This window comes from Streptomyces sp. NPDC058534, assembly GCF_042717365.1.
GTDB lineage: Bacteria > Actinomycetota > Actinomycetes > Streptomycetales > Streptomycetaceae > Streptomyces.
Genome location: NZ_JBHXNW010000030.1, coordinates 34,525 through 61,468 on the forward strand (window position 1 = coordinate 34,525; position 26,944 = coordinate 61,468).

Annotated in this window: 24 protein-coding genes; 6 read left to right on the plus strand and 18 right to left on the minus strand. The window is 74.0% G+C overall.

Annotated features, from left to right (window positions below):
* Window positions 1-62: 62 nt before the first annotated feature.
* The 8 genes from ACFWR9_RS19825 to infC form a co-directional block, all read right to left on the minus strand.
* Entirely contained in the window at window positions 63-1,403 is a 1,341-nt protein-coding gene (locus tag ACFWR9_RS19825; protein WP_383843657.1) for a transcriptional regulator, read from the minus strand.
* Window positions 1,404-1,862: 459 nt separating this feature from the next.
* Window positions 1,863-4,385 carry a phenylalanine--tRNA ligase subunit beta gene (gene pheT / locus ACFWR9_RS19830; RefSeq protein WP_383843660.1) on the minus strand — a complete coding sequence of 841 codons (2,523 nt, stop codon included), beginning with the start codon at window positions 4,383-4,385 and terminating at the stop codon, window positions 1,863-1,865.
* The gene (pheS, locus tag ACFWR9_RS19835) at window positions 4,385-5,506 is read right to left on the minus strand and encodes a phenylalanine--tRNA ligase subunit alpha (protein WP_383843663.1); all 1,122 of its coding nucleotides are present in this window, start codon (window positions 5,504-5,506) and stop codon (window positions 4,385-4,387) included. The genes pheT and pheS overlap by 1 nt, the downstream gene beginning before the upstream one ends.
* A gap of 170 nt (window positions 5,507-5,676) precedes the next feature.
* A complete protein-coding gene (locus ACFWR9_RS19840; RefSeq protein ID WP_383843665.1) occupies window positions 5,677-6,825 on the minus strand; it encodes an ATP-binding protein in 1,149 nt (382 codons plus the stop codon).
* A gap of 50 nt (window positions 6,826-6,875) precedes the next feature.
* Entirely contained in the window at window positions 6,876-7,724 is an 849-nt protein-coding gene (locus ACFWR9_RS19845) for a TrmH family RNA methyltransferase (protein ID WP_383843668.1), read from the minus strand.
* 205 nt (window positions 7,725-7,929) lie between these two features.
* Window positions 7,930-8,313, minus strand: a complete 384-nt coding sequence (gene rplT, locus ACFWR9_RS19850; RefSeq protein WP_004002577.1) for a 50S ribosomal protein L20 — start codon at window positions 8,311-8,313, stop codon at window positions 7,930-7,932.
* 98 nt (window positions 8,314-8,411) lie between these two features.
* Entirely contained in the window at window positions 8,412-8,606 is a 195-nt protein-coding gene (gene rpmI / locus ACFWR9_RS19855) for a 50S ribosomal protein L35 (RefSeq protein ID WP_003977225.1), read from the minus strand.
* A 108-nt stretch (window positions 8,607-8,714) separates the two neighbouring features.
* Window positions 8,715-9,392 carry a translation initiation factor IF-3 gene (gene infC / locus ACFWR9_RS19860; protein WP_383843799.1) on the minus strand — a complete coding sequence of 226 codons (678 nt, stop codon included), beginning with the start codon at window positions 9,390-9,392 and terminating at the stop codon, window positions 8,715-8,717.
* 383 nt (window positions 9,393-9,775) lie between these two features.
* Between infC and ACFWR9_RS19865 the strand changes: the two genes are divergently transcribed.
* Window positions 9,776-10,132: a DUF1844 domain-containing protein gene (locus ACFWR9_RS19865; RefSeq protein ID WP_125493101.1), complete on the plus strand. Its 357-nt coding sequence runs from the start codon at window positions 9,776-9,778 to the stop codon at window positions 10,130-10,132.
* Here the strand turns inward: ACFWR9_RS19865 and ACFWR9_RS19870 are convergent.
* Entirely contained in the window at window positions 10,123-10,917 is a 795-nt protein-coding gene (locus ACFWR9_RS19870; protein ID WP_383843672.1) for an SseB family protein, read from the minus strand. The two genes, ACFWR9_RS19865 and ACFWR9_RS19870, sit on opposite strands and share 10 nt — an antisense overlap.
* A gap of 77 nt (window positions 10,918-10,994) precedes the next feature.
* On the opposite strand from ACFWR9_RS19870, the gene ACFWR9_RS19875 reads away from it, so the two are divergent.
* Window positions 10,995-11,819, plus strand: coding sequence for a hypothetical protein (locus ACFWR9_RS19875; RefSeq protein WP_383843675.1), 825 nt, complete (start codon window positions 10,995-10,997; stop codon window positions 11,817-11,819).
* On the opposite strand, the gene mycP is transcribed toward ACFWR9_RS19875, so the two are convergent.
* The gene (mycP, locus tag ACFWR9_RS19880; RefSeq protein WP_383843678.1) at window positions 11,804-13,000 is read right to left on the minus strand and encodes a type VII secretion-associated serine protease mycosin; all 1,197 of its coding nucleotides are present in this window, start codon (window positions 12,998-13,000) and stop codon (window positions 11,804-11,806) included. The two genes, ACFWR9_RS19875 and mycP, sit on opposite strands and share 16 nt — an antisense overlap.
* Window positions 12,997-14,031, minus strand: coding sequence for a hypothetical protein (locus tag ACFWR9_RS19885; RefSeq protein ID WP_383843680.1), 1,035 nt, complete (start codon window positions 14,029-14,031; stop codon window positions 12,997-12,999). The genes mycP and ACFWR9_RS19885 overlap by 4 nt, the downstream gene beginning before the upstream one ends.
* Window positions 14,032-15,439: 1,408 nt before the next feature.
* On the opposite strand from ACFWR9_RS19885, the gene ACFWR9_RS19890 reads away from it, so the two are divergent.
* Window positions 15,440-16,642 carry an amino acid deaminase/aldolase gene (locus tag ACFWR9_RS19890; RefSeq protein ID WP_383843683.1) on the plus strand — a complete coding sequence of 401 codons (1,203 nt, stop codon included), beginning with the start codon at window positions 15,440-15,442 and terminating at the stop codon, window positions 16,640-16,642.
* 18 nt (window positions 16,643-16,660) lie between these two features.
* Here ACFWR9_RS19890 and ACFWR9_RS19895 read toward each other — a convergent pair whose 3' ends face one another.
* Genes ACFWR9_RS19895 through ACFWR9_RS19910 form a run of 4 tightly spaced genes read right to left on the minus strand, consistent with a single transcriptional unit; the run spans window position 16,661 to window position 21,309 of the window.
* On the minus strand, window positions 16,661-17,689 hold the full coding sequence (locus tag ACFWR9_RS19895; protein ID WP_383843802.1) for a DUF2510 domain-containing protein: 1,029 nt from the start codon (window positions 17,687-17,689) through the stop codon (window positions 16,661-16,663).
* Between the two features lie 37 nt (window positions 17,690-17,726).
* Entirely contained in the window at window positions 17,727-18,509 is a 783-nt protein-coding gene (locus ACFWR9_RS19900) for a 3-oxoacyl-ACP reductase (RefSeq protein WP_383843686.1), read from the minus strand.
* Window positions 18,506-19,936: an aldehyde dehydrogenase family protein gene (locus ACFWR9_RS19905; protein WP_383843689.1), complete on the minus strand. Its 1,431-nt coding sequence runs from the start codon at window positions 19,934-19,936 to the stop codon at window positions 18,506-18,508. The genes ACFWR9_RS19900 and ACFWR9_RS19905 overlap by 4 nt, the downstream gene beginning before the upstream one ends.
* Before the next feature lie 8 nt (window positions 19,937-19,944).
* Window positions 19,945-21,309: a glutamine synthetase family protein gene (locus ACFWR9_RS19910; protein ID WP_383843692.1), complete on the minus strand. Its 1,365-nt coding sequence runs from the start codon at window positions 21,307-21,309 to the stop codon at window positions 19,945-19,947.
* A gap of 73 nt (window positions 21,310-21,382) precedes the next feature.
* On the opposite strand from ACFWR9_RS19910, the gene ACFWR9_RS19915 reads away from it, so the two are divergent.
* On the plus strand, window positions 21,383-22,117 hold the full coding sequence (locus ACFWR9_RS19915; protein WP_383843695.1) for a FadR/GntR family transcriptional regulator: 735 nt from the start codon (window positions 21,383-21,385) through the stop codon (window positions 22,115-22,117).
* 123 nt (window positions 22,118-22,240) lie between these two features.
* A complete protein-coding gene (locus ACFWR9_RS19920) occupies window positions 22,241-22,936 on the plus strand; it encodes a gamma-glutamyl-gamma-aminobutyrate hydrolase family protein (RefSeq protein ID WP_383843698.1) in 696 nt (231 codons plus the stop codon).
* A gap of 202 nt (window positions 22,937-23,138) precedes the next feature.
* On the opposite strand, the gene ACFWR9_RS19925 is transcribed toward ACFWR9_RS19920, so the two are convergent.
* Entirely contained in the window at window positions 23,139-24,086 is a 948-nt protein-coding gene (locus ACFWR9_RS19925; RefSeq protein ID WP_383843701.1) for a LysR family transcriptional regulator, read from the minus strand.
* Window positions 24,087-24,156: 70 nt separating this feature from the next.
* Between ACFWR9_RS19925 and ACFWR9_RS19930 the strand changes: the two genes are divergently transcribed.
* The gene (locus tag ACFWR9_RS19930; protein ID WP_383843704.1) at window positions 24,157-25,314 is read left to right on the plus strand and encodes a TDT family transporter; all 1,158 of its coding nucleotides are present in this window, start codon (window positions 24,157-24,159) and stop codon (window positions 25,312-25,314) included.
* Here the strand turns inward: ACFWR9_RS19930 and ACFWR9_RS19935 are convergent.
* Window positions 25,241-25,966: a helical backbone metal receptor gene (locus tag ACFWR9_RS19935; protein ID WP_383843707.1), complete on the minus strand. Its 726-nt coding sequence runs from the start codon at window positions 25,964-25,966 to the stop codon at window positions 25,241-25,243. The two genes, ACFWR9_RS19930 and ACFWR9_RS19935, sit on opposite strands and share 74 nt — an antisense overlap.
* A complete protein-coding gene (locus ACFWR9_RS19940; RefSeq protein ID WP_383843710.1) occupies window positions 25,963-26,532 on the minus strand; it encodes a helix-turn-helix domain-containing protein in 570 nt (189 codons plus the stop codon). The genes ACFWR9_RS19935 and ACFWR9_RS19940 overlap by 4 nt, the downstream gene beginning before the upstream one ends.
* Between the last annotated feature and the right edge of the window lie 412 nt (window positions 26,533-26,944).

The following is a 26,944-nucleotide window of genomic DNA, read 5'->3' on the forward strand; positions in this document are numbered from 1 at the left end:
GCCGCTCACGGCGCAGTGGTGGGCGCAGTGGTGGGCGCGGTGTGCCCCGAAGGGCGGGCGGATCACAGCGGTACGCGCAGTGCCCCGTCGATGAGTTCGGCGGCCTCGGCCGTGCCCGCGCAGCCGCTGCGCACCAGGTGCTCGCGCACCGCGCGGAGTCGGTCGCGCAGGCGCTGGGACTCCATGCCCCGGGCCTGTTCGGCCATCTGCACGGCGGTGGCCACCGCCTTGTCGGCGTTGCCCTGGCGCAGCTCGATGGTGCTCAGCATGGCGAGCCGGTGCACCCGGCCGCGGTCGTGCGCCGGATTGTCGACGGCGGCCGCGGCGTGCTCCCCGGCCGCCGCCAGTTCCCCGAGGCTCAACAGGGCCTCGGCCACTTGGACGTTGACCAGTCCGGGCTGGACATAGCCGGTCTCGTCGGGTTCGTAGCCGCGCCGGATGCGTTCGGCGGCCTGCTCGGCCCGCCGGATGCAGGTCAGCGCGCCGCTGCCGTCGCCGAGGTGCGCGTACGCCTTCGCCTGCATCGCGTACAGGTCGGAGGCGAGCGCCGGAGTGATGTGCCGGCCCGCGGCGCGCAGGGCTGCCTCGGCGAAGGCAACGGCCTGCCGGTGCTCGCGCATGAACAGCGCCTGGTTGACCAGCAGCGCGATGACGTAGGCGCCGAGCCCCTGGTCGCCGCTGGCCTTGGCGAGCCGCAGGGCCTGGTGGAAGTAGCGCTGCGCGAGGCCGTGCGCGTCGGAGTCGTACGCGCAGATCCCGGCGACCGCCACCAGACCGCCGGTGGCCCGGTGCAGTTGGCGTCCGGTGGCGTCGGTGTAGCCGCCGCGCAGCAGCGGCGCGGCCTCGGAGTTGAGGAAGCCGACGATGCGGGCGCGGGTCGCCATGCCGCCGGCCTTGCGGTACATCTGCTCGTAGTGGGCCCGCGCGCAGCGCAGCATCTCCAGGTCGGCGGCGGTCACCCGGTGCCGCCCGCCGCGGGAGACGTCCACGTCCTCGGGCGGGTTCTCCCACTCCCAGACCGGCATCACGGCGGGCGTGCCGGTGAGCGCGGGGGCGCCGAGGATGTGCGGGCGCCGCTGCTGGTCGGAGCGCCACAGGGCGGTGGCGCGCTCCACGAACCCGGAGAGCGAGCCGGTGTGCGGGGCGGCCGGTTCGCCCGGCACGCCGAGGCCGATGTCGTCGAGGGTGACGGGGCGGTGCAGGCGGGAGGCGAGGACCTCGCAGATCAGGTCGGGCACCTGGCCGCGCGGGCGCTGCCCCTTCAACCACCGTGCGACGGCGGTGTGTTCGTACCTCAGCGCCAGCCCGCGGGCCCGTCCCGCCTGATTGACGTGCGCGGCCAGTCCCGCGTGCGAGATCCCGGCCTCGTCCAGGATCGCGTCGAGCAGGGTGTTGGGCTGCATGGGTGCCCCCCGGTGCCGCGGTGACTCGGTGCCGACAGCGTAGTGTGCCGGGCTTCACACGGGGTGTGAACGGAGTACGCGCATCCGCAGCGTGTGCGCACTGTCGCGGAGAGTTCCGGGCCGGTTGACTGAAGGGCCTCGAAAGAGGCCGGCCGGGCCGCCGGCTCCCCCTCGTACAGTGCGGCGGCCCGTATCCACGCCGTCCGCCCAGCTGCCTGCCCGACACTCCGTGGCGGGGCGGACGGCTCCGCCGGTTTCGCGGAGAGTTGCGGCGCGTTTTCGGCTGCGGGTGCGTCGTGGTTGCTCGCGCAGTTCCCCGCGCCCCTTGAGGGGCGTCACCTCGACGCCGACAAGGGGCGCGGGCCTGTGACATCTGCGGCTCCGCCGCGTGGGCGCGACCAGCCACCGACTACCCGCGGCCGCCAACCGGCAGAAGCCCCCCGCCCCTTGGGCGCACCGCTAACTACGCAGCACCGCTCCGGCCCGCTCGCCCGCGAGGGCAACCGCCGCATCCCGCGCAGCCGACGCCTCGTCGACCGTCAGCGTCCGGTCCCCCGCGCGGAAGCGCAGCGCGTACGCCAGGGACTTGCGCCCCTCACCCAACTGCTCCGCGTTGTCGTAGACGTCGAACAGCCGGATGGACTCCAGCAGTTCACCCGCCCCGTCCCGCAACGCCGCCTCGACGTCCGCCGCAGGCACGAACGCGTCGACCACCAGGGCGACATCCTGCGTGGCGACGGGGAACGTCGAGATGCCCGGCGCCTGCGGGGTGTCGTTCCCGGCCCGCGCCACGGCGTCGAGGTCCAGCTCCATCGCGCAGGTCCGCGCGGGCAGGCCGAGCGCCTTGAGCACCCGCGGGTGCAGCTCACCCGCGTGCCCGACGACCCGCTCCGTGCCGTCGACCGTGACGATCAGCTCGGCGCAGCGCCCGGGGTGCCACGGCCCGTACTGTCCCTTGCGGAGGATCAGGTCGGCGCCGGCCTCCCGGGCGACCAGGCGCCCCGCCTCGACGGCGTCGGCCCAGTCGGCCGGACGGCCCTTGCCCCACCAGCCGGCCTGCTCCTGCGCGCCGGTCAGGACCACCGCGACGTGCCGCGGCTGGTCGGGCAGCGCGGCGTCCAGCGCGGCGAGGTCGTCCTCGCCGGGCCGCCGGTCGACGGGCAGGTTGGCGGCGACCCGCCGCTCGTCGCGCGGGTGGAAGACCAGGCCGGTCTCGAAGAGCGCCAGGTCGTGCGAGCCCCGGCCGTCGTTGCGGCGCAGCGCGCCGAGCAGCCCCGGCAGCAGCGTGGTCCGCAGCGCGGGCTCCTCGTCGCTGAGCGGGTTGACCAGCTTGACGACACGGCGGGCCGGGTCGTCGGCGTCCAGCCCGAGGTGGTCGAAGACCTGCTCGCTGACGAACGGGTAGTTCAGCGCCTCGACGTAGCCCGCGCCGGCCAGGGCCCGGCCGACCCGCCGGTGCAGCCGCTGCCGGGAGGTCAGACCGCGGCCCGCGGAGGGCCTGGGCAGGGTGGAGGGCAGGTTCTCGTAGCCCTCCAGCCGGATGACCTCTTCGGCCAGGTCGTTCGGGTCGGTCAGGTCGGGCCGCCAGGACGGGACGGTGACGAGCAGTTCGTCCTGGCCGTACACGTCGCAGCCGACCTCCTGGAGGCGCCGTACGACGGTCTCGCGGCCGTACGTGACACCGGCGACCTGGTCCGGGTGGTCGGCCGGGACGCTGATGGTGTGCGGTGCGGAGGGGGCGCTGATCTCCGTGACGCCGGCCTCGGCGGTGCCGCCCGCGAGCAGCACCAGCAGGTCGACGGTGCGCTGCGCGGCGGCAGCGGCGGCCTGCGGGTCCACGCCGCGCTCGAAGCGGCGGGAGGCCTCGGAGGACAGCTTGTGCCGGCGGGCGGTGCGCGCGATGGAGACCTGGTCGAAGTGGGCGGCCTCGACGACCACGTCACTGGTCGCCTTCCCACCGTTCTCGGCGGCACCGTGGTCCGCGATCTCGGTGTCGGCGCCGCCCATGACGCCGGCGAGGCCGATCGGGCCGCGGTCGTCGGTGATGACGAGGTCCTCGGCGTGCAGCTTCCGCTCGACGCCGTCGAGGGTGACGATCTTCTCGCCCTCCTCGGCCCGGCGCACCCCGATGGTGCCCTGGACGAGGCCCCGGTCGTAGGCGTGCAGGGGCTGGCCCAGCTCCATCATGACGTAGTTGGTGACGTCGACGGCCAGCGAGATCGGGCGCATGCCGACCTTCTGGAGGCGCCGCTGGAGCCAGATCGGGGAGCGTGCCTCGGCGCTGAGGCCGGTCACCGTGCGGGCGGTGAAGCGGTCGCAGCCGGTGGGGTCGGCGATCTTCACCGGGTAGCCGTAGGCGTTGGGTCCCGGCACGTCGATGAGGGCCGGGTCGCGCAGCGGCAGGCCGTAGCCGATGGCGGCCTCGCGGGCGACGCCGCGGATGGACAGGCAGTCGCCGCGGTTGGCGGTGACGGCGATGTCCAGGACCTCGTCGACCAGTTCCAGCAGCTCGATGGCGTCCTTGCCGACCTCGGTCTCCGGCGGCAGCACGATGATGCCGTGGCTGCCGTCGTCGCCCATGCCCAGCTCGTCGCCGGAGCAGATCATGCCGTGGGACGTCTTGCCGTAGGTCTTGCGGGCGGAGATCGAGAAGCCGCCGGGCAGGGTGGCGCCGGGGAGGACCACGACGACCTTGTCGCCGACGGCGAAGTTCCGGGCGCCGCAGACGATCTCCTGCGGCTCACCGGTGCCGTTGGCCTGTCCGACGTCGACGGTGCAGAAGCGGATCGGCTTCTTGAAGCCCTCCAGCTCCTCGATGGTCAGCACCCGGCCGACCACGAGGGGGCCCTTGAGGTCGGCGCCGAGGTGCTCGACGGTCTCGACCTCCAGACCGGCCGAAATCAGCTTGGCCTGCACGTCGCGGCCGGTCTCGGTGGCCGGCAGGTCGACGTACTCCCGCAGCCAGGAAAGCGGGACCCGCATCAGATCTCCATCCCGAACGGCCGGGTGAACCGGACGTCGCCCTCGACCATGTCTCGCATGTCCTCGACGTTGTGGCGGAACATCAGCATCCGCTCGATGCCGAACCCGAAGGCGAAGCCGCTGTACTTCTCCGGGTCGATGCCGCAGGCGGTGAGCACCCGCGGGTTGACCATGCCGCAGCCGCCCAGCTCGATCCAGCCCTCGCTGGAGCAGGTGCGGCAGGGCCGGTCGGGGTTGCCGACGGACGCGCCCTTGCAGACGTAGCAGAGCATGTCCATCTCGGCGGACGGCTCGGTGAAGGGGAAGAAGTTGGGCCGCAGCCGGGTCTTCATCTCCGCGCCGAACAGCGACTGGACCATGTGGTCCAGGGTGCCCTTGAGGTCCGCCATGGTCAGGCCCTCGTCCACGGCGAGCAGCTCGACCTGGTGGAAGACGGGGGTGTGCGTGGCGTCCAGCTCGTCGGTGCGGTACACGCGGCCGGGGCAGATCACGTAGACCGGCAGCTCGCGGTCGAGCGCGGAGCGGATCTGCACGGGCGAGGTGTGGGTGCGCAGCACGACGCCGGACTCGGTGCCGCCGTCGGGGCCTTCTACGAAGAAGGTGTCGGCCTCGCCGCGGGCCGGGTGGTCCGGGCCGATGTTGAGGGCGTCGAAGTTGAACCACTCGGCCTCGGCCTCGGGGCCCTCGGCGACCTCGTAGCCCATGGCCACGAAGACGTCCTCGATGCGCTCGGAGAGCGTGGTGAGCGGGTGGCGGGCGCCGGCCGGTACCCGGTCGTGGGGCAGCGTGACGTCCACGGCCTCCTCGACCAGTACGCGCGCGTCGCGCTCGGCCTCCAGTTCCGCCTGGCGGGTGGCCAGTGCCTTGTTGACCGCGCCGCGGGCCATGCCGACCCGCTTGCCCGCGTCGGCCTTGGCCTGCGGGGGCAGGGCGCCGATCTCGCGGTTGGCCAGCGCCAGCGGAGAGGCCCCGCCGGTGTGGGCGACCTTGGCCTCCTGGAGCGCGTCGAGGGAGTCCGCGGCGTCGAAGGCGGCGAGCGCCTCGTCCCGCATGCGCTCGATCTCTTCCGGTTTCAACGCCTCGACCTCGACAGGGTCGTACGACTTATTCGGTGCCGACATCTCTTCCCGTGCTTCCGATTGGCTGGCTGGAACGCCCCGTCTACGGTCCGGAGACGGGGCTGGGACGCTTCGTCTGCGGATCTGGACGCAAAGGTGCCAAAGACCGAGTCTAACGGGGCTGTGGAACGCTGATTACGCCCGTGGGGGTCGTCGGCCGTCTCAGGTGATGCTCAGCTGAGATACGCCGGTGCCGCCACGGGCAACGTAAATCGGAACTCGGCGCCGCCGCCGGGGGCGCGGCCGACCGTGATGGTGCCGCCGTGGGCCTCGACGATGCCCTTGACGATGTACAGCCCGAGGCCGGTGCCACCGCGCTTGCTGCCCCGCCAGAAGCGGGTGAAGACGCGGTTCATGGACTCCTCCGGGATGCCGGCCCCTTCGTCGCTCACCGTGACCGACGTGGCTGCGCTCTCGCCGTACTCCCCTTCGCGGGGGGACGCCGTGGACGTGATGTCAATGGTGACGGTTCCCTCGCCGTGCCGCACGGCATTTTCCAGCAGGTTGCTCAGCACCTGGTCGACCTTGTCGGGGTCGGCCCACAGGTCGGGCAGCGGCCGGCCGAGGCGGAGCAGGAAGCGGTCGGCCTGCTGGCCGGAGGCGACGTACGCCTGGATGTGCCGGCCGACGGCGACGCCGATGTCGACGGGCTGGCGGCGGACCTCCAGCCGGCCCGAGTCGATCCGCGAGATGTCCAGCAGCTCGGCGATGAGCCGGGTGACCCGGTCGGCGTCGGCGTCGACGGTCTCCAGCATCAGCCGCTTCTGGTCGTCGGTGAACCTCTCCCACTTGGCCAGCAGCGTCGCCGTGAAGCCCTTCACGGAGGTGAGGGGCGAGCGCAGTTCGTGAGCGACGGTGGCGATCAGCTCGGCGTGGCTGCGTTCGGTGCGACGGCGCGCCTCGGTGTCACGCAGGGTGACGACGACGCGGTGGACGGGGCCGAGGCGTTCGGCGCGGACGTAGCGGGCGGAGACCAGGACCTCTCGGCCGCCGGGGAGCAGGAGGTTGCGCTCGGGCTGGCCGGCGCGGATGGCGAGGCCGCCGTAGGGGTCGGTGAGCTGCCACCAGCGCCGGCCCTCCAGGTCCTCCAGGGGCAGTGCCTTCTCCAGCAGCCGGCCGAGAGCGTCGGCGGCGGGGACGGCGGTGATGCGGGCGGCGGCGGCGTTGAAGCAGACGACGCGGCCGCGCTCGTCGGCGACGACCAGGCCGTCGGGCAGCTCGTCCGGATCCAGGCCGAGGCCGGCGAGATCACCGGGGGTGCGGGGCGCGGGCGGACGCGGCGCCCCCCGGGCTCCCGGCGCGCTGCTCGTGCCGACACTCATCCCCGTATCCCACCTCTCAGCCGCGCGGGGGCCCTGGGCAGGTCACCCTACTAGGCGTTGGTGACGGAGCGGCACCCTCCGGCGGCGCGCTGTGCACGCGCCGACGCGTAGAGACATACGGCGGCGGCGGTCGCCAGGTTCAGACTCTCGGCCTTCCCGTGGATCGGGACGCGCAGGACGGCGTCGGCGAGGTCGCGGGTCTCCTCGGGGAGCCCCCATGCCTCGTTGCCGAACACCCAGGCGGTGGGGCCGCCCATGGTGCCCGCGTCCAGCTCGGCGTCGAGGTCGTGCTCCCCGGCGCCGTCGGCGGCGACCACCCGGACCCCGGCGTCCCGCAGACCGGCCACGGCCCGCTCGACGGGGACGCCGACGGCGACCGGCAGGTGGAACAGGGAACCCACGGAGGCGCGTACGGCCTTGGGGTTGTACAGGTCGACGGAGGCGTCGGTGAGGACGACGGCCTCGGCGCCGGCGGCGTCCGCGCAGCGCAGCACCGTGCCGGCGTTGCCGGGGTCACGGACGTGCGCGAGGACCGCGACGAGCTTGGGGCGGGCGGCGAGGATCTCGTCGAAGGGGGTGTCGATGAACCGGCAGACCCCGACCAGGCCCTGCGGGGTGACGGTGGTGGAGATGTCCTCGATCACCTGCTCGGCGGCGAGGTGCACGCGCACTCCGGCCTCACGGGCCGCCCCGATGATGTCGGCGTACCGCTCGGCGGCCTCGACGGTGGCGAACAGCTCGACCAGCGTGTCCTCGTACCCCGCGGCCTCCCGCACGGCCTGCGGCCCCTCGGCCAGGAACAGCCGCTCCTTACTCCGAAAGTTCCGCTTCCCCAGCCGCCGGGCGGCCAGGACACGGGGGGACCGGGGGGAGATCAAGTCGGGGGCAGCGGGACGCACTCTTCTCACCTTCACAACTAAATCGACGCGGGCTGAGGCGCCCCTCAAGGGGCGCGGGGCGGCATCGATATGCGGCTCCGCCGCGTGGGCGCGACCAGCCACAACGAACCCGCACCCGAACGACGGGCCGGACGGCAACTGAAGGACCCGCAGGCTTCTACAAGCCTGCGGGTCCTTCAGTCACTCGGCTCAAGCCGGCGCAGCGTCACGCCGCCTTGGGCGCGTTCACGTCGCTCGGCAGCGCCTTCTGCGCCACCTCGACCAGCGCCGCGAAGGCACCGGCGTCGTTGACGGCCAGCTCGGCGAGGATCTTGCGGTCGACCTCGACGTTGGCGGCCTTCAGACCCTGGATGAAGCGGTTGTAGGTGATGCCGTTGGCGCGGGCAGCGGCGTTGATGCGCTGGATCCACAGCTGGCGGAAGTCACCCTTGCGCTTCTTGCGGTCGTTGTAGTTGTAGACCAGCGAGTGGGTGACCTGCTCCTTGGCCTTGCGGTACAGGCGCGAACGCTGACCGCGGTAGCCGGAGGCCTGCTCGAGGATCGCCCGGCGCTTCTTGTGGGCGTTGACTGCCCGCTTGACGCGTGCCACTTGTTAACTCCTTGTAGCGGGGCCGCGGGTGATCCTCACGCGGCCCGGTATCGATGGGGTCCCGGTCCTGACGTACGGCGCTCAGTGGCGCCCGTACGTCACTTGCCGAGAAGCTTCTTGATCTTCGCGGCGTCGCCCGGGGCCATCTCGGCGTTGCCGGTCAGGCGGCGCGTCACGCGGGACGACTTGTGCTCGAGCAGGTGGCGCTTGCCGGCGCGCTCACGGAGCACCTTGCCGGAGCCGGTGATCTTGAAGCGCTTGCTGGCACCGCTGTGCGACTTGTTCTTCGGCATAGCGCCGTTCTCTCCTCGTCGGTGGCACTCCGGTGCCCGGTCGTGAAACCGGGCACGGTGGAGCGTCGCTTGTATCGGTTGGTCCTGGGGACTCGCGTCCCCCGGGGGTCACGCCTCGGCGGGTTCCTGGGCCGGAGCCTCGGCGGATTCCTGGGCCGGAGCCTCGGCGCCCTCTTCGTCGGCCTCCGCGGCGTTCTGCGACTTGCCGGGGTTGGCCTTCGCGTCCGCCTTGCGCGCTTCCTGCGCCTGGCGGGCCTCGGCCATCGCCTCGGTCTTCTTCTTGTGCGGACCGAGAACCATGATCATGTTTCGGCCGTCCTGCTTCGGGTTCGACTCCACGAAGCCGAGGTCCTGGACGTCCTCCGCGAGACGCTGCAGCAGTCGGTAGCCCAGCTCGGGGCGGGACTGCTCGCGGCCGCGGAACATGATCGTGATCTTGACCTTGTCGCCCTGCTTGAGGAACCGGACGACGTGACCCTTCTTGGTGTCATAGTCGTGCGGGTCGATCTTCGGCCGGAGCTTCATCTCCTTGATGACCGTGTGCGCCTGGTTCTTGCGCGCCTCACGGGCCTTCATGGCCGACTCGTACTTGAACTTCCCGTAGTCCATGAGCTTGCAGACAGGCGGACGGGCGTTCGCCGCGACCTCGACGAGGTCGAGGTCGTACTCCTGCGCAAGCTCCAGGGCCTTGGCAAGCGGAACAATCCCGACCTGCTCGCCGCTGGGACCGACAAGTCGCACCTCGGGAACGCGAATCCGGTCGTTGATGCGGGGCTCGGCGCTGATGGATCCTCCTCGGTAGCACCACGCGACGGTCTGGCAAACAGCCGCGTAACGTCTGTGTTCGATAGACCTAACCGCGCCGGCGCACGAAAAATGCCCCGGACGATCACAGGCGGGGCTCCTCGAACTACCGGAGCACCGCCGCGTTGACCGCGGGGCGCGATTTCGGGCCGGTCACCGCCGCTGGGAGGGGACCGCCTGACCGGTGACCCGCCGTCCGGAGGACGGCCAGGTGGGAGATCGGAGCCTCCACTTGTGGGCCGGATCCGCTGCCCTGGGGGCGTGCGTGTCCGACCGGTCGTTACACAAGGTTAGCAGCTCGGCGGGGGAAGGGCTAACCGAGACCGAGTGGGGCCGGATCGCCCGCTGCGCCTATCGTGTCCGGCATGAGTGACACCCCGCCTGAGACGCCCGACTTCGACGCCATGACCCGCGACATCGCGGAGGTCCCCGCGGTCGAGGTGATCGTGACGGTCGCCGTCAACCTGATGAGCGCCGCCGCCGTGAAGCTGGGGCTGACCGAGGAGGGCGAGGCGCACAAGGACCTGGACGAGGCGCGCAAGCTGGTGCACGCGCTGGCCGGTCTGCTGGACGCGACGGCGACCGAGATCAGCTCCTTCCACGCGGCGCCGCTGCGGGACGGCCTGAAGTCGCTCCAGCTGGCCTTCCGCGAGGCCTCGCTCGTCCCGGACGAGCCGGGCCAGGGTCCGGGCGAGAAGTACACGGGGCCCGTCTACCGCTGACCCCGTTCCCGCACGTACAAGGGCTCGCCCGGCGGCGTGGACCCGGCCTGCAGCAGTGCCAGGTCGAGGCCGCGCACCAGGCGGGCCCTCAGTGTCTCGTCGGCGGCCAGCCGCTCGGCGACGGCACGGGCGGCCTTCGCCGGGTCGTCCTCCGCCGGATCCAGGACCAGCGCCAGGGTGCCGTCGGCCCGGCCCCGCCCGAGGTGCGCCCGGAGCACGGCCGGCTCCGCGGCCAGGACGGCTCGTACGGCGTCGGCGACGGCCGGGTCGGCGAGCGGGTCGGTCGTCGTACGTCCCTCGGCCAGCGCCAGCAGCACCGCTCCGGTCAGTTCGAACGGCACCGGTCCGGCAAGATCGAGGACGACCGTGTCCGCCTTCTCGTGCGCGGCGGCCTGCAGCGCCTGGTGCACGGGTACGGCGACGGGGCGGGCCGCGGGGTCCCAGCGGGCGAGCGACGCGGTGGACGTGAAGGCGGGCAGCGCGGTGCGGCCGCCGGCCTTCAGCGTGGGCACCGCCATGTCACTGGTCTTCTCGCGGCGCAGCCCGCCCTCCCGTCGCCCACCACCGCCCTTCCAAAGAGCTTCGCGCCCCTCTTGACTGTCCTCCTCCACCTCACCGAGGACGGCCACGACGGGCACCAGCAGCCGGGCGCCCTTGAGCGCCTCCAGCACCGGTGCCAGGGCGGTGCGGTCCTCGGCCCAGGCGGCGAGCGCGGCGTCGAGCCGGGGGTCGGCGGATCCGTCGTCGTCGGAGTAGCCGGAGTCGGGGATGTTCTTGTTCACCACGGTCCCCGACCCTAGTTCAGGGTGTCAGCAGCTCACTGCGGACCCCCGCGAGGGCGAGGAGGCATCGGTGGACAACGGTGGAGAAGGTCGAGTCGGTCGTGGAGCGTGGCGGGCGGCTGGCCGCGGCGATGGCGTCGGTGGCCGTGACGGACGGCGCCGAGGTGTCCGTGGCGGTGCTCGACCCGGCCTCCGGCGTGAGCGCGTCGTACGGCACGGGTCTCTTCGAGACGGCGAGCATCGTCAAGGTCGACATCCTGGCGGCGCTGCTGCTGCGGGCGCGGGACGCGGGGCGGGTGCTGACCGTCGCGGAGCGGACGCATGCCGTCGCGATGGTCGAGAGCAGTGACAACGACTCGGCGTCGGCGCTGTGGCGGGCGATCGGCGGGGCGCGGGGGCTGGACGCGGCGAACGAGCGGTTCGGGCTGACGCGGACCGAGGGCGGCGAGGGGACGCTGTGGGGGCTGACGCGGACGACGGCCGTTGATCAGGTCGCGCTGCTGCGGCAGTTGTTCGTGGCGGACGGTTCCGAGCTGAGTGGGGCCTCACGGGCGTATGTGACGGGCTCGATGGGGCGGATCACCGACGGTCAGCGGTGGGGTGTGTCGGCGGCGGCGGACGGTGCGGACGGTGCCCGTCGTTCCGCGTGGGCGCTGAAGAACGGCTGGCTGCCGCGCAGCACCACCGGACTGTGGGTGGTCAACAGCATCGGGCGGGTCAGCCCGGGCGGTCACGACCGGCTGGTGGCGGTGGTGTCGCGGGGCAGCGCGACCCTGGCGGAGGGGATCTCGCTGGTCGAGGCGGCGGCCCGGGCGGCGGTGTCCGTCTTCGCCGGGGAGGGTGAGGGGAGCCGCCGGGCGGGCGACGCGGGTGGCGGGGCGGGGCGGGATCAGAAGTCGTCGTAGCGTTCGCGACGGCCGCGCCACAGGACCACGGCGGCGACCACGAGGACGCCGCCCGCGCCGCCGGCCAGCGGGGCCGCCCAGGCCGAGGTGGAGTCGTCGGAGCCGTCGGTGTCGGGGCCGGAGCCGAAGTACTTGTCGCCGTACGCCGCCGCGTTCAGACCCTCCGGCTTCAGCTGTCCGGCCGCCTCGATGGCGGCGGCGGGGTCGACGAAGCCGAAGCCGCGGGAGTCGTCGCGCCCCTCGGCGGGGGCGTTGCGGGCGGTGTCCTCCAGCAGGGCCTTGACCTGGGCCGGGCCGAGGTCCGGATGGGCCGCCTTCACCAGGGCGGCGGCGCCGGAGACGAAGGCCGAGGCGGCGCTGGTGCCCCAGCCCTCGTAGTACCGGTGGTCGGGGTCGGCGATGATCACGTCGACGCCGGGGGCGCTGACCGTGGCGTACCAGCGACGGGTGGAGAAGGAGGCGCGGGTGCCGTAGCGGTCGACGGCGGTGGCGGCGATGACACCGGGATAGGCGGCCGGGTAGGAGACGTGGTCGCCCTTCTCGCCGCCGTTGCCCGCCGAGGCGACGACGATCACGCCCTTCTTCAGGGCGTACTGGATGGCCTCGTCCTCGGCGGGTTCGGGGTGCGCGGAGGCGGAGTCGTCGCCGAGGGAGAGGTTGATGATGTCGGCGCCGTTGTCGGCGGCCCAGCGGATGCCCTCGGCGAGGGCGTTGCCGCGGGTCTTGCGGGCCTTGGCGCGGGAGGGGTCGCCGTACTCCAGGATCACGCGCAGGGGCATGATCCTGGCGTCCGGGGCGACGCCCATGACGCCGTCGGCGTTGCCGGCGCCGTGTCCGTGCCCGGCGATGATCCCGGCCATGGCGGTGCCGTGCCGGGCCCAGGCGCGGTCGCCCTCGCCCGCGCCGAAGCCGACCAGGTCCTTGCCGGTGCCGACGTTGCCGGCCAGGTCGGGGTGGTCGGCCTCCACGCCCGTGTCCAGGACGGCGACGGTGACGCCCGCGCCCTTGGTGGTGCGCCAGGCGTCCTGGGTGTGCAGGGCGTCCAATGCCCACTGCTGGGCGCGGATGCCGTCGGCGTGTGCGGCGGGCGCGGGGACGAGGACGAGGGCGCCGGCCAGGAGGAGGCTCAGGGCGCCGCCTGCCCGGCGGGTGCGGCGGGTGTTCACCTGGGGTGCGTTCACGACGGGTGCTCCGTGGCCGGGCCTACGTTCTTGCGCAGGGCGCGTTCGACGCGGTCGGCGAGGCCCTTCGCCTCGTGGCCGAGGCCGGCCTGGGCGGGGGCGGACGTGGCGCCGGACTCCATGGCCTCCTCGGCGGGCTGGGGATCGTCGACGGTGCGGGCGTCGGCCCAGCCGGAGACGGCGTAGACGACGACGGGGGCGTCGGTGAGGACGGAGACGGTCCAGGCGGCCCGCTGCCGGGCGCCGAACCCTGCGGCGGGGGTGTCCTTGGCGGCGTAGGGCAGCGGCATGAGGTCGTCGCGGCCGCCCAGGCCCTCCTTCTCGAACCGTTTCGCCAGTGAGGTCATGGCGGCGGCGTCGGCCTTGGTGAACAGCATGCCGACGGTGGTGACGTGACTCCGGGTGGCGTCGGTGTACGTGGCGCGCAGCAGGCGCCGGCAGCCGACCGGGTCGAGCACCTTGGCGAGCAGTCGGTCGAAGGCGGCGGCGCAGTCGCCGTCCGGGGCGACCGCGACGCGCGTCCAGGTGCGGTCGGCACCGCCGGGTCCGGCGCCCTGCCCCCGCACGGTGGGCGGGAACAGCTGGTCGACCGGCACGCTGTGCCACAGGTCCCCGGCCTCGGCGAACGCGCTGCGCGCGCCACCGTCCCCGGAGTCCCCGGCGAGCCAGCTGCCGGTGACCGCGCCGGTGAGGAGCCCCACGCCGAGCACGAGACAGACGGCGGCGGCGAGGGCCTGCGGCCGCAGCCGGCCGCCGAGCGGGCGGGGCCGGGCGAGCCCGTCGTACCCCTCGGGCCGCCCGAACGACACCCGGGGCCGCCCGTCGCCGGGCACCACCGGGGCGCTCCAGGACAACGCGGGGTCGGGACCGGAGTCGTGGCCCCCCACCGGCTCCGCCGGCACGGGCCGCAGCCGCCGGGTCGTCTCGGAGGGGGTCTCCTCGGGAACGCCGGGACGCTGGGCAGGCGGCCGGGGTGCGCCGACCGGCCGCAGGCCCTCGGCTACACCGGGACCCTGCGCCGTGGGCGCCACCGGGCCGCGAGACGGGTCCTGGGGCGCCGGGGCGCTCCGCGGCGGCGCGCCCGGCACAGTGCCTGCGGGGCGCGCGGCGGGCACCCCTGGGCGCGCGGCGGGCGTGTCCGGGCGCGCGGCGGGCGCCGCCGCACGCCTGACCGGCGTCTCCGGGCGCGCGGCGCCCCGAGTCGGGGCATCGCTGCCGACGGTGGGCGGGGCGTCGGGAAACCGGGCGGAAGCCTGCGGCGCGGCGTCCTCGGGGACCCGGGCAGAGCCTCGCGGCCCGGCGTCACGCCCGACAGAGGGCGGAGCATCCGGGAACCGCGCGGACGCCCGCGGCTCGGCCTCACGCCCGACCGACGGCGGAGCATCCGGGAACCGCGCCGAAGCACCCGGCTCGGCCTCACGCCCGACCGACGGCGGAGCATCCGGGAACCGGGCGGAAGCGCGCGGCGGGGGTACGTCCCGTGTGCCGCGTGAGCGGTCGTCGAGGCGGAGACGGGGGTACGGGGGCTGGGTGCGCCCGGAACCGTCGATGTCCGGGGATGTCTGTTCGGCCGACGAGGTCCGCCGGCCCGGGGTCTCGCCGCTCCCCCGGAGGGCCGACTCGGCGCCGATGTCCCCGGGCGGGGTCTGCGGGCGCCGCCCGGGCGCGGTATCCGACGTGGCCGACGGAAGCCCACCGGCTCCGGCCGCGTCGGTGTCGTACGACGCGGGCGTCTGGGCCGGGCGGGGCGGGATCTGCGGACGGGCCGCCGCGCCCTTGAGATCGGCGGTGCCGGACCCGGACGCGGTGGCCGCCGAAGCCCCCGCACCGCCCGCGACCGCGTCGGACCCCCGCGGGGGCGACGCAGGGCGCGGCGGCGCGGCGGGGCGGGTAGGTGCGCCGGGGTGTCGGGGGGCGTCGGCCGGAGGAAGGTCCGTTACGGGGCGCGGCGGAGTGCCCGAGCCGGACGCGGTGGTCGACCGCGGATGCGACGGAGCGCCGGGGGGTCGGGGGGCGTCGGGTGGCGTTGCCGGGTGCCGTGCCGTGTCCTGTCGGCCAGGGGCGGCGTCGGGGCCCTGCTGGGGCGGTGGTGGGTGGTCGCCCGGTGGGGCGGTGGGGCGGGGCGGATGGGAGGCGCGGCGCGCTTCCGTGCTCATGCACCCCCCGTTTCTCGGGCCCGGGCCGTTCTCCGACGCGGGCCGGTGATGTCTCCTGCCCCGGCCCGGTGTCGGACCGATCCGTCCCGGGCACGCATACCCGCACGGGCGGACCGCCATCCCGGCGCGAGCCCGGGGGCCCGGCCGCCCGGGGTCGTTCCGCCGTGCGTGCGCGTCACTCTACGGCGTGACCCCGCCCGGCGGGGAACCAGTCCGCACGCCCGTGGCATTGGCCCGGAACGTCCCCCTACCCTGCGGTAATCCTGTCTGGCAGGCTGCGGTCATGACTGCGCGCGCCGCCGACCGGGCCCGTTACGACCGGGCCACCGCCCATCTGGACGCCCCCGTGGCCATCGTGGATCTGGAGGCCTTCGACGCCAACGCGGACGACCTGGTCCGCCGGGCCGGCGGCAAGCCGGTCCGGGTGGCCAGCAAGTCCGTACGCTGTCGTGCCCTGCTGGAACGCGCCCTGGCCAGGGACGGTTTCGCCGGCCTCATGTCGTACACGCTGGCCGAGTCCCTGTGGCTGGCCCGCTCCGGTTTCGAGGACGTGTTGCTCGCCTACCCGTCCGCGGACCGCGCCGGGTACGCCGAACTGACCGCCGACCCGAAGCTCGCCTCCGCGGTGACCGTGATGGTCGACGACGCGGCGCAGCTGAACCTCATCGACGCGGCCCGCGACGGCGGCCGCGAAGTCGTGCGGGTCTGCCTGGAGTTGGACACCTCGCTGCGGCTGCTCGGCGGCCGGGTGCGGGTCGGCGCCCGCCGTTCCCCGCTGCACTCCCCCGCCGAGGTCGCCGATCTGGCCCGGGCGGTGGCCCGCCGCAAGGGGTTCGAGGTCGTCGGTGTCATGGCGTACGAGGGCCATGTCGCCGGGGTCGGGGACACGGTGGCCGGGCGGCCGCTGCGGTCGCGCGCGGTGCGGCTGATGCAGGCCGCCGCCCGCCGGGAACTCGCCGAGCGCCGCGCCGCGGTGGTGCGGGCCGTCCGCGCCGTGGTGCCGGGCCTGGAGTTCGTCAACGGCGGCGGCACGGGCAGCGTGCAGCACACGGCCGCCGAGGACGCGGTCACGGAGATCGCCGCCGGCTCCGGCCTGTACGTACCGCGGCTGTTCGACAACTACACCTCGTTCACCGGGCGTCCGGCGGCGCTGTTCGCGCAGCCCGTCGTACGGCGTCCCGGCGTCGGGGTCGTGACCGTGCTGGGCGGCGGCTATCCGGCCTCCGGCGCGGCCGGCGCCGACCGGCTGCCGGTGCCGTACCTGCCCGAGGGGCTGGGCTACGACCCCCAGGAGGGCCCCGGCGAGGTGCAGACGCCGCTGCTCGGCTCGCCCGCCGACGACCTGCTGATCGGCGACAAGGTGTGGTTCCGGCACGCCAAGGCCGGTGAGCTGTGCGAGCGGTTCGACGCGCTGCACCTGGTGGAGGGGGACGCGGTGACGGCGACGGTCCCGACGTACCGGGGCGAGGGGCACACCTTCCTCTAGGCCCCGTCAGTCCGCCCGTCAGTCCGTCGGTCCGATGCCGCTGCCCACGCCGCCGCCCGTGTCCGCGTCGCCGATGGGCCGGATGCCCTTGGTGATCCTGTCCATGTCGGCGAGCGGCGGCCCGTCCTCGCCCGCGTCGAAGACGTAGCGGACGAGGATCGGGGACTCGGTGCCGACGGTGGAGGGGAACACCAGCGACTGCACGTAGCCGCCGGGGCCCTTGGCCGTCTCCACCCGCCAGCGCACGTAGTACCCCGCGCGCCCGGCGACCGCGACCTGCCCGGACGCCACCTCCTCGTGCGACTCGATGCCGCCGAACGGCTTGTTGCCGACCAGGTCGCGGTCGTACGCGTCGTCGGCGGCGTCCTCGATGTCCTGCTGGGCGAGGGTCTTCGGGGAGGACTCGGCGTTCGACGTGACGGTGCGGGAGACGACGAGGCCGTGCCGGCACACGCCGCCGTCCGCCGGGCAGTCGTAGGTGCCGTCCGTGGTCATCATGACGTCGTCCTCGGCGACGTGCTCGGGCAGGACCCAGCCGTCCGGTAACGGGAAGGTGACGCCGTTGAGCTGGTCCTCGACCACGGCGGGGTCGTCGGCGGAGGGTTCGGAGGCGCTGGGCGACGGCTCCTCGGTCACCGGCGCGGGGTCGGTGGCGGTCGCGGTGACGGGCGGGGCCTGCGTCTCGGGGCCGCCTCCGTCGTCCTCGCCCAGGACGAAGACACCGGTGACGATCGCGGCGACCAGCACGGCCGCGGCGACGGTGAGGGCCACGGCCTTCCCGCGTCCTGTGCCGCCCGGCTGCCCCTGCCCACCGCCCGAGAACAGCGGCACGGTCGACGGCCGGCCGGGCTGCGCCTGGGGCACCGGGTGCTGGGCCGCGGCCGCGCCGTACCCGGTGGTCGCGGGTGTGCCGTATCCGGTGGTCCCCGGTGCGCCGTACCCGGTGGCCCCCGGCGCGCGCCGGTGCTCGGTCCAGGCCGTGCCGTCCCACCAGCGTTCCTGGTGGGTGGCCGACGGGTCGCGGTACCAGCCGGGCGGCGGCGTCATGCTCATTCCGGCACTGTAGGACGGAGCGCGCGGTGATCTACAGCGGTGTGACGTACGCCCCGGAAATCCCGCCGTCCACCAGGAAGTCGGTGGCGTTGACGAAGGAGGAGTCGTCGCTGGCCAGGAACGCGACGGCGGCGGCGATCTCCTCGGCCTCGGCGAACCGCCCGACCGGAATGTGTACCAGGCGGCGTGCGGCCCGCTCCGGGTCCTTGGCGAACAGCTCCTGGAGGAGCGGGGTGTTGACCGGGCCCGGGCAGAGCGCGTTGACGCGGATGCCCTCCCGGGCGAACTGCACGCCCAGTTCCCGGGACATGGCGAGGACGCCGCCCTTGGACGCGGTGTACGAGATCTGGGAGGTGGCCGCGCCCATCCGGGCCACGAAGGACGCGGTGTTGATGATGGAGCCCCGGCCCTGGCGCCGCATGTAGGGGATGGCGGCCTTGCAGCACAGGTAGACGGAGGTGAGGTTGACCTCCTGGACGCGCTTCCACGCCTCCAGGCCGGTCTCCAGGATGGAGTCGTCGTCGGGCGGCGAGATGCCGGCGTTGTTGAAGGCGACGTCGACGCTGCCGTAGGTGTCGTACGCGGTACTGAACAGTGTCTCGACCTGTTCCGGGTCGGTGACGTCCACCCTGACGAAGGTCCCGCCGACCTCCTCGGCCGCCGCCTTGCCCCGGGTCTCGTCGACGTCGCCGCAGACGACGTGCGCGCCCTCGGACGCCAGCCGACGGGCGGTCGCGAGGCCGATGCCGCTGCCGGCTCCGGTGACGACGGCGGTACGGTCGACAAGCCTGCGGCAGACGATATCTTCGCTCACTGTGCGGGGCCCTCCGTGCTCGACGAGGCGGTGCTGATGAAGACGTTCTTGGTCTCGGTGAAGGCGGTCAGCGCGTCCGGGCCCAGTTCGCGGCCGAGCCCGGACTGTTTGAACCCGCCGAACGGGGTCCAGTAGCGCACGCCGGCATGGGAGTTGACGGACAGGTTCCCGGCGCGGACGGCGCCCGAGACGCGCAGGGCGCGGCCGACGTCCCGCGTCCACACTGAGCCGGACAGGCCGTAGTCGGTGGCGTTGGCCAGGCGGATCGCGTCGGCCTCGTCCTCGAAGGGCAGCACGACGGCGACGGGCCCGAAGACCTCCTCGACGGCCACGCGCGCGTGCGCGTCGACGCCGGTGAGGACGCTCGGCGGGAACCAGAATCCGGGGCCGCCCTCGGGGGCCTTGCCGCGGATGCCCTCGGCGCCGTCGGGGACGTAGGAGCGGACGCGGTCCAGTTGGGCGCGGGAGATCAGGGGGCCCATGTCGGTGCTCTCGTCGGCCGGGTCGCCGACCCGGACGGAGTCGATCGCCGGGGCCAGGAGGGCGAGGAAGCGGTCGTACACCGGGCGCTGGACGAGGATGCGGGTGCGGGCGCAGCAGTCCTGGCCGGAGTTGTCGAGGAAGGACATGGGCGTGGCGGCCGCGGCGGCCTCCACGTCGGCGTCGGCGAAGACGATGTTGGGGCTCTTGCCGCCGAGTTCGAGGGTGACGGGCTTGAGGAGCGCGGCGCCCTTGGCGGCCACCCGCCGGCCCACGGTCGTGGACCCGGTGAAGACGATCTTCGCCACGCCGGGGTGCGCCACGAGCGCGTCGCCCGTGACGGACCCGTGTCCGGGCAGCACCTGGAACAGCCCCTCGGGCAGTCCCGCGTCCAGGGCGAGTTCGGCGAGCCGCAGCGCGGTCAGCGGGGTCGTCTCGGCGGGCTTGAGGAGGACCGCGTTGCCCGCCGCGAGCGCCGGTGCGGTGCCCCAGGCGGCGATCGGCATCGGGAAGTTCCAGGGGGCGATGACGCCGACGACGCCGAGGGGTTCGAGGATCGTCACGTCCAGGCCGCCCGCGACCGGGATCTGCCGTCCGGTGAGCCGCTCCACTCCCCCGGCGGCGTAGTCGAGCAGGTCGCGGACGTTACCGGCCTCCCAGCGGGCGTTGCCGATGGTGTGCCCGGCCTCGCGGACCTCCAGCCGGGCCAGTTCCTCCAGGTGCTCGTCGACGGCGGTGGCGAAGCGGCGGAGCAGCCGGGCCCGTTCGCCGGGGGCGAGGGCGGCCCAGGCGGTCTGCGCCCGCGCGGCCCGTACGACGGCGGCGTCGACGTCGGCCGCGGAGGCGGCGGGGACGGTGGCGACGACCTCTTCGGTGGCGGGGTTCAGCACCCGTAGCACGTCGGGCAGTTCGGCGGAAAGGTCGGACGGATCAGACAGGTCGGACAACGGGTGCCTCACATGCGTTCGAAGGAGCGGCGCAGTTCCCAGTCCGTGACGGCGGCGTCGTAGGCGTCGACCTCGACGCGCGCCATGTTGCGGTAGTGGGCGACGACCTCGTCCCCGAAGGCGGCCTTGGCGAGCGTGCTGTTCTCCCACAGCTCGGCGGCCTCGCGCAGGGTGGTGGGGACGTGGGCGAAGTCGGCGGTGTAGGCGTTGCCCGCACAGGGTTCGGGCAGTTCCAGCCGCTGTTCGACGCCGTGCAGTCCGGCCGCCACCATGCCCGCCACCGCCAGGTACGGGTTGACGTCGCCGCCGGGCAGCCGGTTCTCGAAGCGCAGGGAGCGGCCGTGGCCGACGACGCGCAGGGCGCAGGTGCGGTTGTCGTGTCCCCAGGCGACCGCGGTCGGCGCGAAGGAGCCGGGCTGGAAGCGCTTGTAGGAGTTGATGTGGGGGGCGTAGAGGAGGGAGAACTCGCGCAGCGCCACGAGCTGTCCGGCGAGGAAGTGCCGCATGACCTCGGACATGCCGCCCTCCTGGTCGCCGGCCATGACGCCGGCGCCGTCCTCGTCGGCGAGGGAGAGGTGGATGTGGCAGGAGTTGCCCTCGCGCTCGTTGTACTTGGCCATGAAGGTGAGGGACATGCCCTCCTGGGCTGCGATCTCCTTGGCGCCCGTCTTGTAGACCGCGTGCTGGTCGCAGGTGACCAGGGCCTCGTCGTAGCGGAAGGCGATCTCGTGCTGGCCGGGGTTGCACTCGCCCTTGGCGGACTCGACGGTGAGGCCGGCGCCCGCCATCTCGTTGCGGATGCGGCGCAGCAGGGGTTCGATGCGGCCGGTGCCGAGCACCGAGTAGTCGATGTTGTACTGGTTGGCCGGGGTCAGGCCGCGGTAGTTCGCGTCCCAGGCCTGTTCGTAGGTGTCCCGGAAGACGATGAACTCCAGCTCGGTGCCGGCCCGCGCGGTCAGGCCGTGGCCGGCGAGGCGTTCGAGCTGGCGGCGCAGGATCTGGCGGGGCGCGGCGAGCACCGGGGAGCCGTCCTCCCAGGCGAGGTCGGCGACGACCATCGCGGTGCCCTCGTTCCACGGCAGGCGGCGCAGGGTGGCCAGGTCGGCGTGCATGGCGAAGTCGCCGTAGCCGCGGTCCCAGGAGGACATCGCGTAGCCGTCCACGGTGTTCATGTCGGCGTCGACGGCGAGGAGGTAGTTGCAGCCCTCGGTGCCGTGTGCCAGGACCTCGTCGAGGAAGAAGCGGGCGGCGAACCGCTTGCCCTGGAGGCGGCCCTGCATGTCGGGGAAGGCCAGGACGACGGTGTCGATGTCACCGGCGGCGACGAGGGCGTGCAGTGCCTCGACCCCGAGCGGGGGTGTGCGGTCTGGCACGGGGAGAGCCTCCTTTGGCCGGGAGCCATAAGGTATTGCCGGGAACCATTGGTTGGGAAGGGGGCGCGGCCGCATGCCGGAGGAATCCGGGGGAAGCGTGACGGACCGGCTCGCGCCGGTGCTGCGGCCGGTGCGGGCCGGCAACGGCTTCGAGGAGGCGCTGGAGCAGATCCTCCAGGTGGTCAGGCTGGGCCTGGTGTCGGGGGGTGAGCGGCTGCCGGCCGAGCGGGAGCTGGCGGAGCGGCTGGGGATCAGCCGGGTGACCCTGCGCGAGGTGCTGCGGGTGCTCCAGGACCAGGGGCTGGTCCGGGCGCGGCGCGGGCGGTACGGCGGAACGTTCGTGCTGCCGCGCTCGGACGCGGGCGGCGAGGACGAACTGCGGCGCCGGGTCGCCGGGGTCGACATCGAGGACGTGCTGCGCTTCCGTGAGGTGCTGGAGGTGGGCGCGGCCGGGCTGTGCGCGGCGCACGGGCTGACGGACGCGCAGGCGGCGCGGTTGCGTGAGGCGCTGGCCGCGACCCGGGACGCGCCGTTGGCTGAGTACCGGCGGCTGGACACGAGGCTGCACCTCACCCTCGCGGAGCTGTGCGGCTCGCCGGCCCTCGCGGCGCAGTACGCGGCCGTCCGGGCCACCCTGAACGACCTGCTGGACTGCATCCCGCTGCTGGTGCGCAACCTGGAGCACTCCCAGCACCAGCACACGGCGCTGGTGGAGGCCGTGCTCGACGGGGACGCGGACGGGGCGCGGGAGATCACGCGGGAGCACTGCGCGGGGACGGCGGCGCTGCTGAGGGGGTTCCTGACGTGAGTGTGTCGCGCGGGCGTGTCCCGCGCGGGCGTGTCCCGCGCGGGCGTGTCCCGCGCGGGCGTGTCCCGCGCGGGCAAAGGTATGAGGACGGTCCATAGCGGTGGCGTAGGACGGAGGGCTCGGATGGCGACGAACAGACCGCTGATCGGCGTCAGCACGTACCTGGAGACCGGGGCGCGCTGGGGCGTGTGGGAACTGGAGGCGGCGCTGCTGCCCGCCGGGTATCCGCGGCTGGTGCAGCGGGCGGGCGGGCTGGCGGTGATGCTGCCGCCGGACACGCCGGAGCACGCCGCGGCGACGGTCGCCCGCCTCGACGGGCTGGTGATCGCGGGCGGCCCGGACGTGGAGCCGGTCCGCTACGGTGCGAAGCCCGATCCGCGCACCGGCCCGCCCGCGCGCGCCCGGGACACGTGGGAGCTGGCCCTCATCAAGGCCGCCCTGGCCGCGCACGTCCCGCTGCTGGGCGTCTGCCGCGGCATGCAGCTCCTCAACGTCGCCCTGGGCGGCACCCTCGTCCAGCACATCGAGGGCCACGCCGAGGTGGTGGGCGCCTTCGGCGGTCACCCGGTCAAGCCGGTGCCGGGCACGCTGTACGCCGGTGTCGTCCCCGAGGAGACCTTCGTCCCGACCTACCACCACCAGGCGGTGGACCGCCTCGGCACCGGCCTGACCCCGTCGGCCCACGCGGCGGACGGCACGGTGGAGGCCCTGGAACTCCCGTCCGCCCCCGGCTGGGTCCTGGGCGTGCAGTGGCACCCGGAGATGGGCGAGGACGCACGGGTGATGCGCGCCTTGGTAGAGGCGACCCGCCCCTCCTGACCCGGCCCGGCACCGGGTGCGCGCCCACGACACACCCGGCGCCCGGGCACGCCCCGGAAGCAGGACGGACCGGCGCCGCGTCACACCACCCGCGGCAGAGCCACCCCAGCACCCGGCGCGCCCCGGGCACCGGACAGGCCCGCGCCCGCACCCCGGTACACCCCACCACCGGTCGCACCGGAACGAGGGCGCAACGCGCCCCCTACACCCGTGTCAGCGACAGCAGTTGTCGTGCCGGCCCCGTCGGACGATGGCCCGTGGGCCATACCGCCCGTAGGTCGCGGGCCAGGGTGACGTCCGCGAGGGGGACGCTGACCAGGCGGCGGGTGGTCAGTTCCTCGCCCACCGCGAGTTCGCTGAGGACGGAGGGGCCGGCGCCGCTCACCGCCGCCGCCTTCACGGCCGTGGTGGACGACAGCTCGATCAGGGGGCGGGCCAGGCCGCCCAGGGCCGCGTCGAGGACCTGCCGGGTGCCCGAGCCCTTCTCCCGCAGGATCAGCGGGGTCGCCGCCAGTTCCGCCGCCTCGAGCGGACGCCGGCGGCGGGCCCACGGGTGGCCCGGCGCGGTCACGACGATCAGCCGGTCGTGGGCGATGACCGCGGAGTCGAGACCCGCGGGGACGCTCACGCCCTCCACGAACCCGAGATCGGCCTCGTCGGCCAGCAGTCGCGCCGCCACCGTCGCCGAGTTCCCGGCGAGCAGGGAGACCGCCGTGTCGGGCAGCTGGGTGCGCAGGGCGACCAGCCAGCCCGGCAGCAGGTACTCGGCGATCGTCATGCTCGCCGCCACCCGCAGCCGCGAGTCGCGCCGGTCCCGCAACGCCTGCGCGCCCGCGTCGAACGCCTCGGCGGCCTCGACGATCCGCCGCGCCCAGTCCGTGACCAGCACGCCCGCGTCGGTGAGCCGGGACCCGCGCGGCGAACGGTCCACCAGCGCGACCCCCAGCTGCCGTTCCATCGAGCGGACGCGGCTGCTGGCGGCCGGCTGCGTGATGCCCAGCTCGCGCGCGGCGCCGCCGAGGCTGCCCAGCCGGGCCACCGCCAGCAGCAGCTCCATCGCGCCGAGGTCCGGGACCCGGTGCGCCAAGGAATTCGGCACGCCCTGACCGCCCTGACCGGCCTGCTCACCCTCCGCACTGCTCCTGCTCATAACCCCAGCTTATGCCCTCATAGAGACATGGTCCCTGGTCAGCGGCTTCGGCCGCGATGATCGTGGACGCATGGTCACCGTCGCCCAGCCCCACTCCCCCGCCGTCGCCCCCGCCCGGCGCGTCCCGGCCGTCCGTCACCTCGGGCCCAACTGGTACGCCTGCGTCATGGGCACCGCCATCGTCGGCAGCGCCGGAGCCGCGCTGCCGGGCCACATACCCGGGCTGCGCACCGTGTGCACCGCGTTCTGGGCACTGTCCCTCGGCCTCCTCGCGGCGCTCCTCGTGGCCCGGTCCCTGCACTGGTACCACCACCGGGACCAGGCCCGCGCGCATCTCCTCGACCCGGCCGCGGCCCCGTTCTACGGCTGCCTGTCGATGGCCCTGCTGGCCGTCGGCGGCGGCGCCCTGACGGTCGGCCGGGACTGGATCGGCACCTCGGCGGCGGTCGCCCTGGACGCCGTGCTGTTCACCGCCGGTACGGTCGTCGGGCTCGCGGCGGCGGTCGCCGTGCCGTACCTGATGGCCGTACGGCATCGGGTGGAGCCGGGGCAGGCCAGCCCGGTGTGGCTGCTGCCGCTCGTCGCGCCCATGGTGTCCGCGGCCGTCGGACCACGGCTGGTCCCGCACCTGCCGCCGGGACAGCCCCGCGAGACGCTGCTGCTCGCCTGCGTCGCGCTGTTCGGCGTGAGCCTGCTCGCGACCCTGGTGACCCTGCCGGTGATCTTCGGCCGGCTGCTCACCGGCGGCCCGCTGCCGCTCGCGCTCACCCCGTCGCTGTTCCTGGTACTGGGCCCGCTCGGGCAGTCGACGACCGCCGTGGGCCAGTTCGCGGACGTGGCGCCGGGGGTGGTTCCGGCGCCGTACGCCGAGGGCTTCGGGGTGCTCGCCGTGCTGTACGGCGTGCCGGTGACGGGCTTCGCGCTGATGTGGCTGTGTCTCGCCACCGCGCACGTCGTGCGGGCGCGGCGCGAGGGCATGGGCTTCTCGATGACGTGGTGGTCGTTCACCTTCCCGGTGGGCACCTGTGTCACCGGCGCGGAGGCCCTGGCCCGGCACACCGGACTCGTCGTCTACGACGCGCTCACCGTCGTCCTGTACGCCGTGCTGGTCACCGCCTGGGCGGTCGCCGCCGTGCACACGACGCGCGGCCTGCTCAGCGGTGCCCTGCTCGCAGGGCCGCGGCCAGTGCCCGGGGCGCCTCGGCCAGTGACGGCCCGTACCACGTGAGGTACCGCCCGTCGACGAGGGCGCAGGGCAGGCCGGGGAAGGCCTCCGGGCCGTCGTCGGCGGTGAATCGGTACGGCTCGTCCGGCAGCACCACGACGTCCGGGCGGGCCGCCCGCAGTTCCTCGACGGGGATCTTGGGATACCGCTCGGGGTGGGAGGCGTACACGTGGTCGACGCCCAGGCGGGTCAGCACGTCGCCGGCGAAGGTGTCGCGGCCCAGCACCATCCAGGGCCTGCGCCAGATCGGCACCACGGCCGTACGGCGCTGCTCGGGGGACGGGGACGGCAGGGCCGACCAGGCCGCCTCCGCCTCGTCCAGCCACCGGGGCCTCGACGGCGCGCCGCAGGCGGACAGCACGCGGTCCAGCTCGGTCCAGGCCTGCGGCACGGTGCGCACCTCGGTCACCAGTACCTCGACGCCCGCCTCGCGCAGGGCGTCCAGGTCGGGGGCGCGGTTCTCCTCCTCGTTGGCGATCACCAGGTCGGGGGCGAGGGAGAGGATCCGGTCGGTCTTCGGGTTCTTGGTGCCGCCGACGCGTACGACGTCGAGCCCGGCCGGGTGGGTGCACCAGTCGGTGGCACCGGCCAGGGCACCGGGGAGCGTACGGGCCACCGCCTCGGTCAGGGACGGCACCAGGGAGACCGCCCTCACCGGCGGGGCCCCTCCCGGACCGCCTCGATGTGCTCGGCGACGGCGACCACGACCAGCCGGGTGTCGGGCACCGTGGCCCGCCACCGGTGCCGCACGCCGCCCGTCAGGTACAGCGTGTCGCCGCGCCCCAGCCGGTAGGCGCGGCCCTCGGCCTCGATCTCCACGGCGCCCTCGGCGACGAACATCAACTGGTCGTTGCGGTACTGCAGTTCGCGGCCCGCGTCGTGGTCGCCGGTGAACTCGGAGGCGTGCATCTGGTGGTGTCCGCGCACCAGCGAGCGCACCTTGGGCGCCAGCGCGGGGTCGGGGTCCTCGTCGCGGACCACGTCGACGGTGCACGCGGGGTCGGCGGCGGCGAGCAGTTCCACGGCGGTGGTGCGCAGGGCGTCGGCCACCTTCTCCAGGGAGCTGCGGCTGGGCCGCGCCCGGTCGTTCTCGATCTGGCTGAGGAAGGGGACGGACAGGCCGCTGCGCTCGGACACCACGGCGAGGGTCAGGTCGAGGGTCCGGCGCCGGCGCCGCACGGCCGCGCCCACCCGGAGGTGCTGATCTTTGTGGTCGCCCATCGCTCCGGCTCCCTCCTTCACCCGTCGTCGTCCACCGCCGCCGTGCCCGTTTCGGGGCGCCGTCCCCCTGATGAGTTCTCTGCACCCTACGCATGTTCGGCAAACCGTTTCACGCGGCCGTCACATCGACGTCACGGTGCGGTGGCCGGGACCTCACAGTTCTCGCCACGCACGGACCGCCCCGTCCCACGTGCCGGACGCCTTACCGGTTCAAGGCGTGGACGGCCCCGCGTGTTCCCGCCAGCCCCTCCCGCCCCGGCGGGGCGATGCTCAGGTGGGGGGTTGGCGCTCCGTGGTTGTCCAAATCCTTAACGTGTCCCCGGCCGAAACGACCCGAGGGGGGGGGGGCGGTGTGGGGGGTGGCGGTGTGTGGCCCACCCACCCCGGCCACCCCCACCCCCCCCCCCCCCCC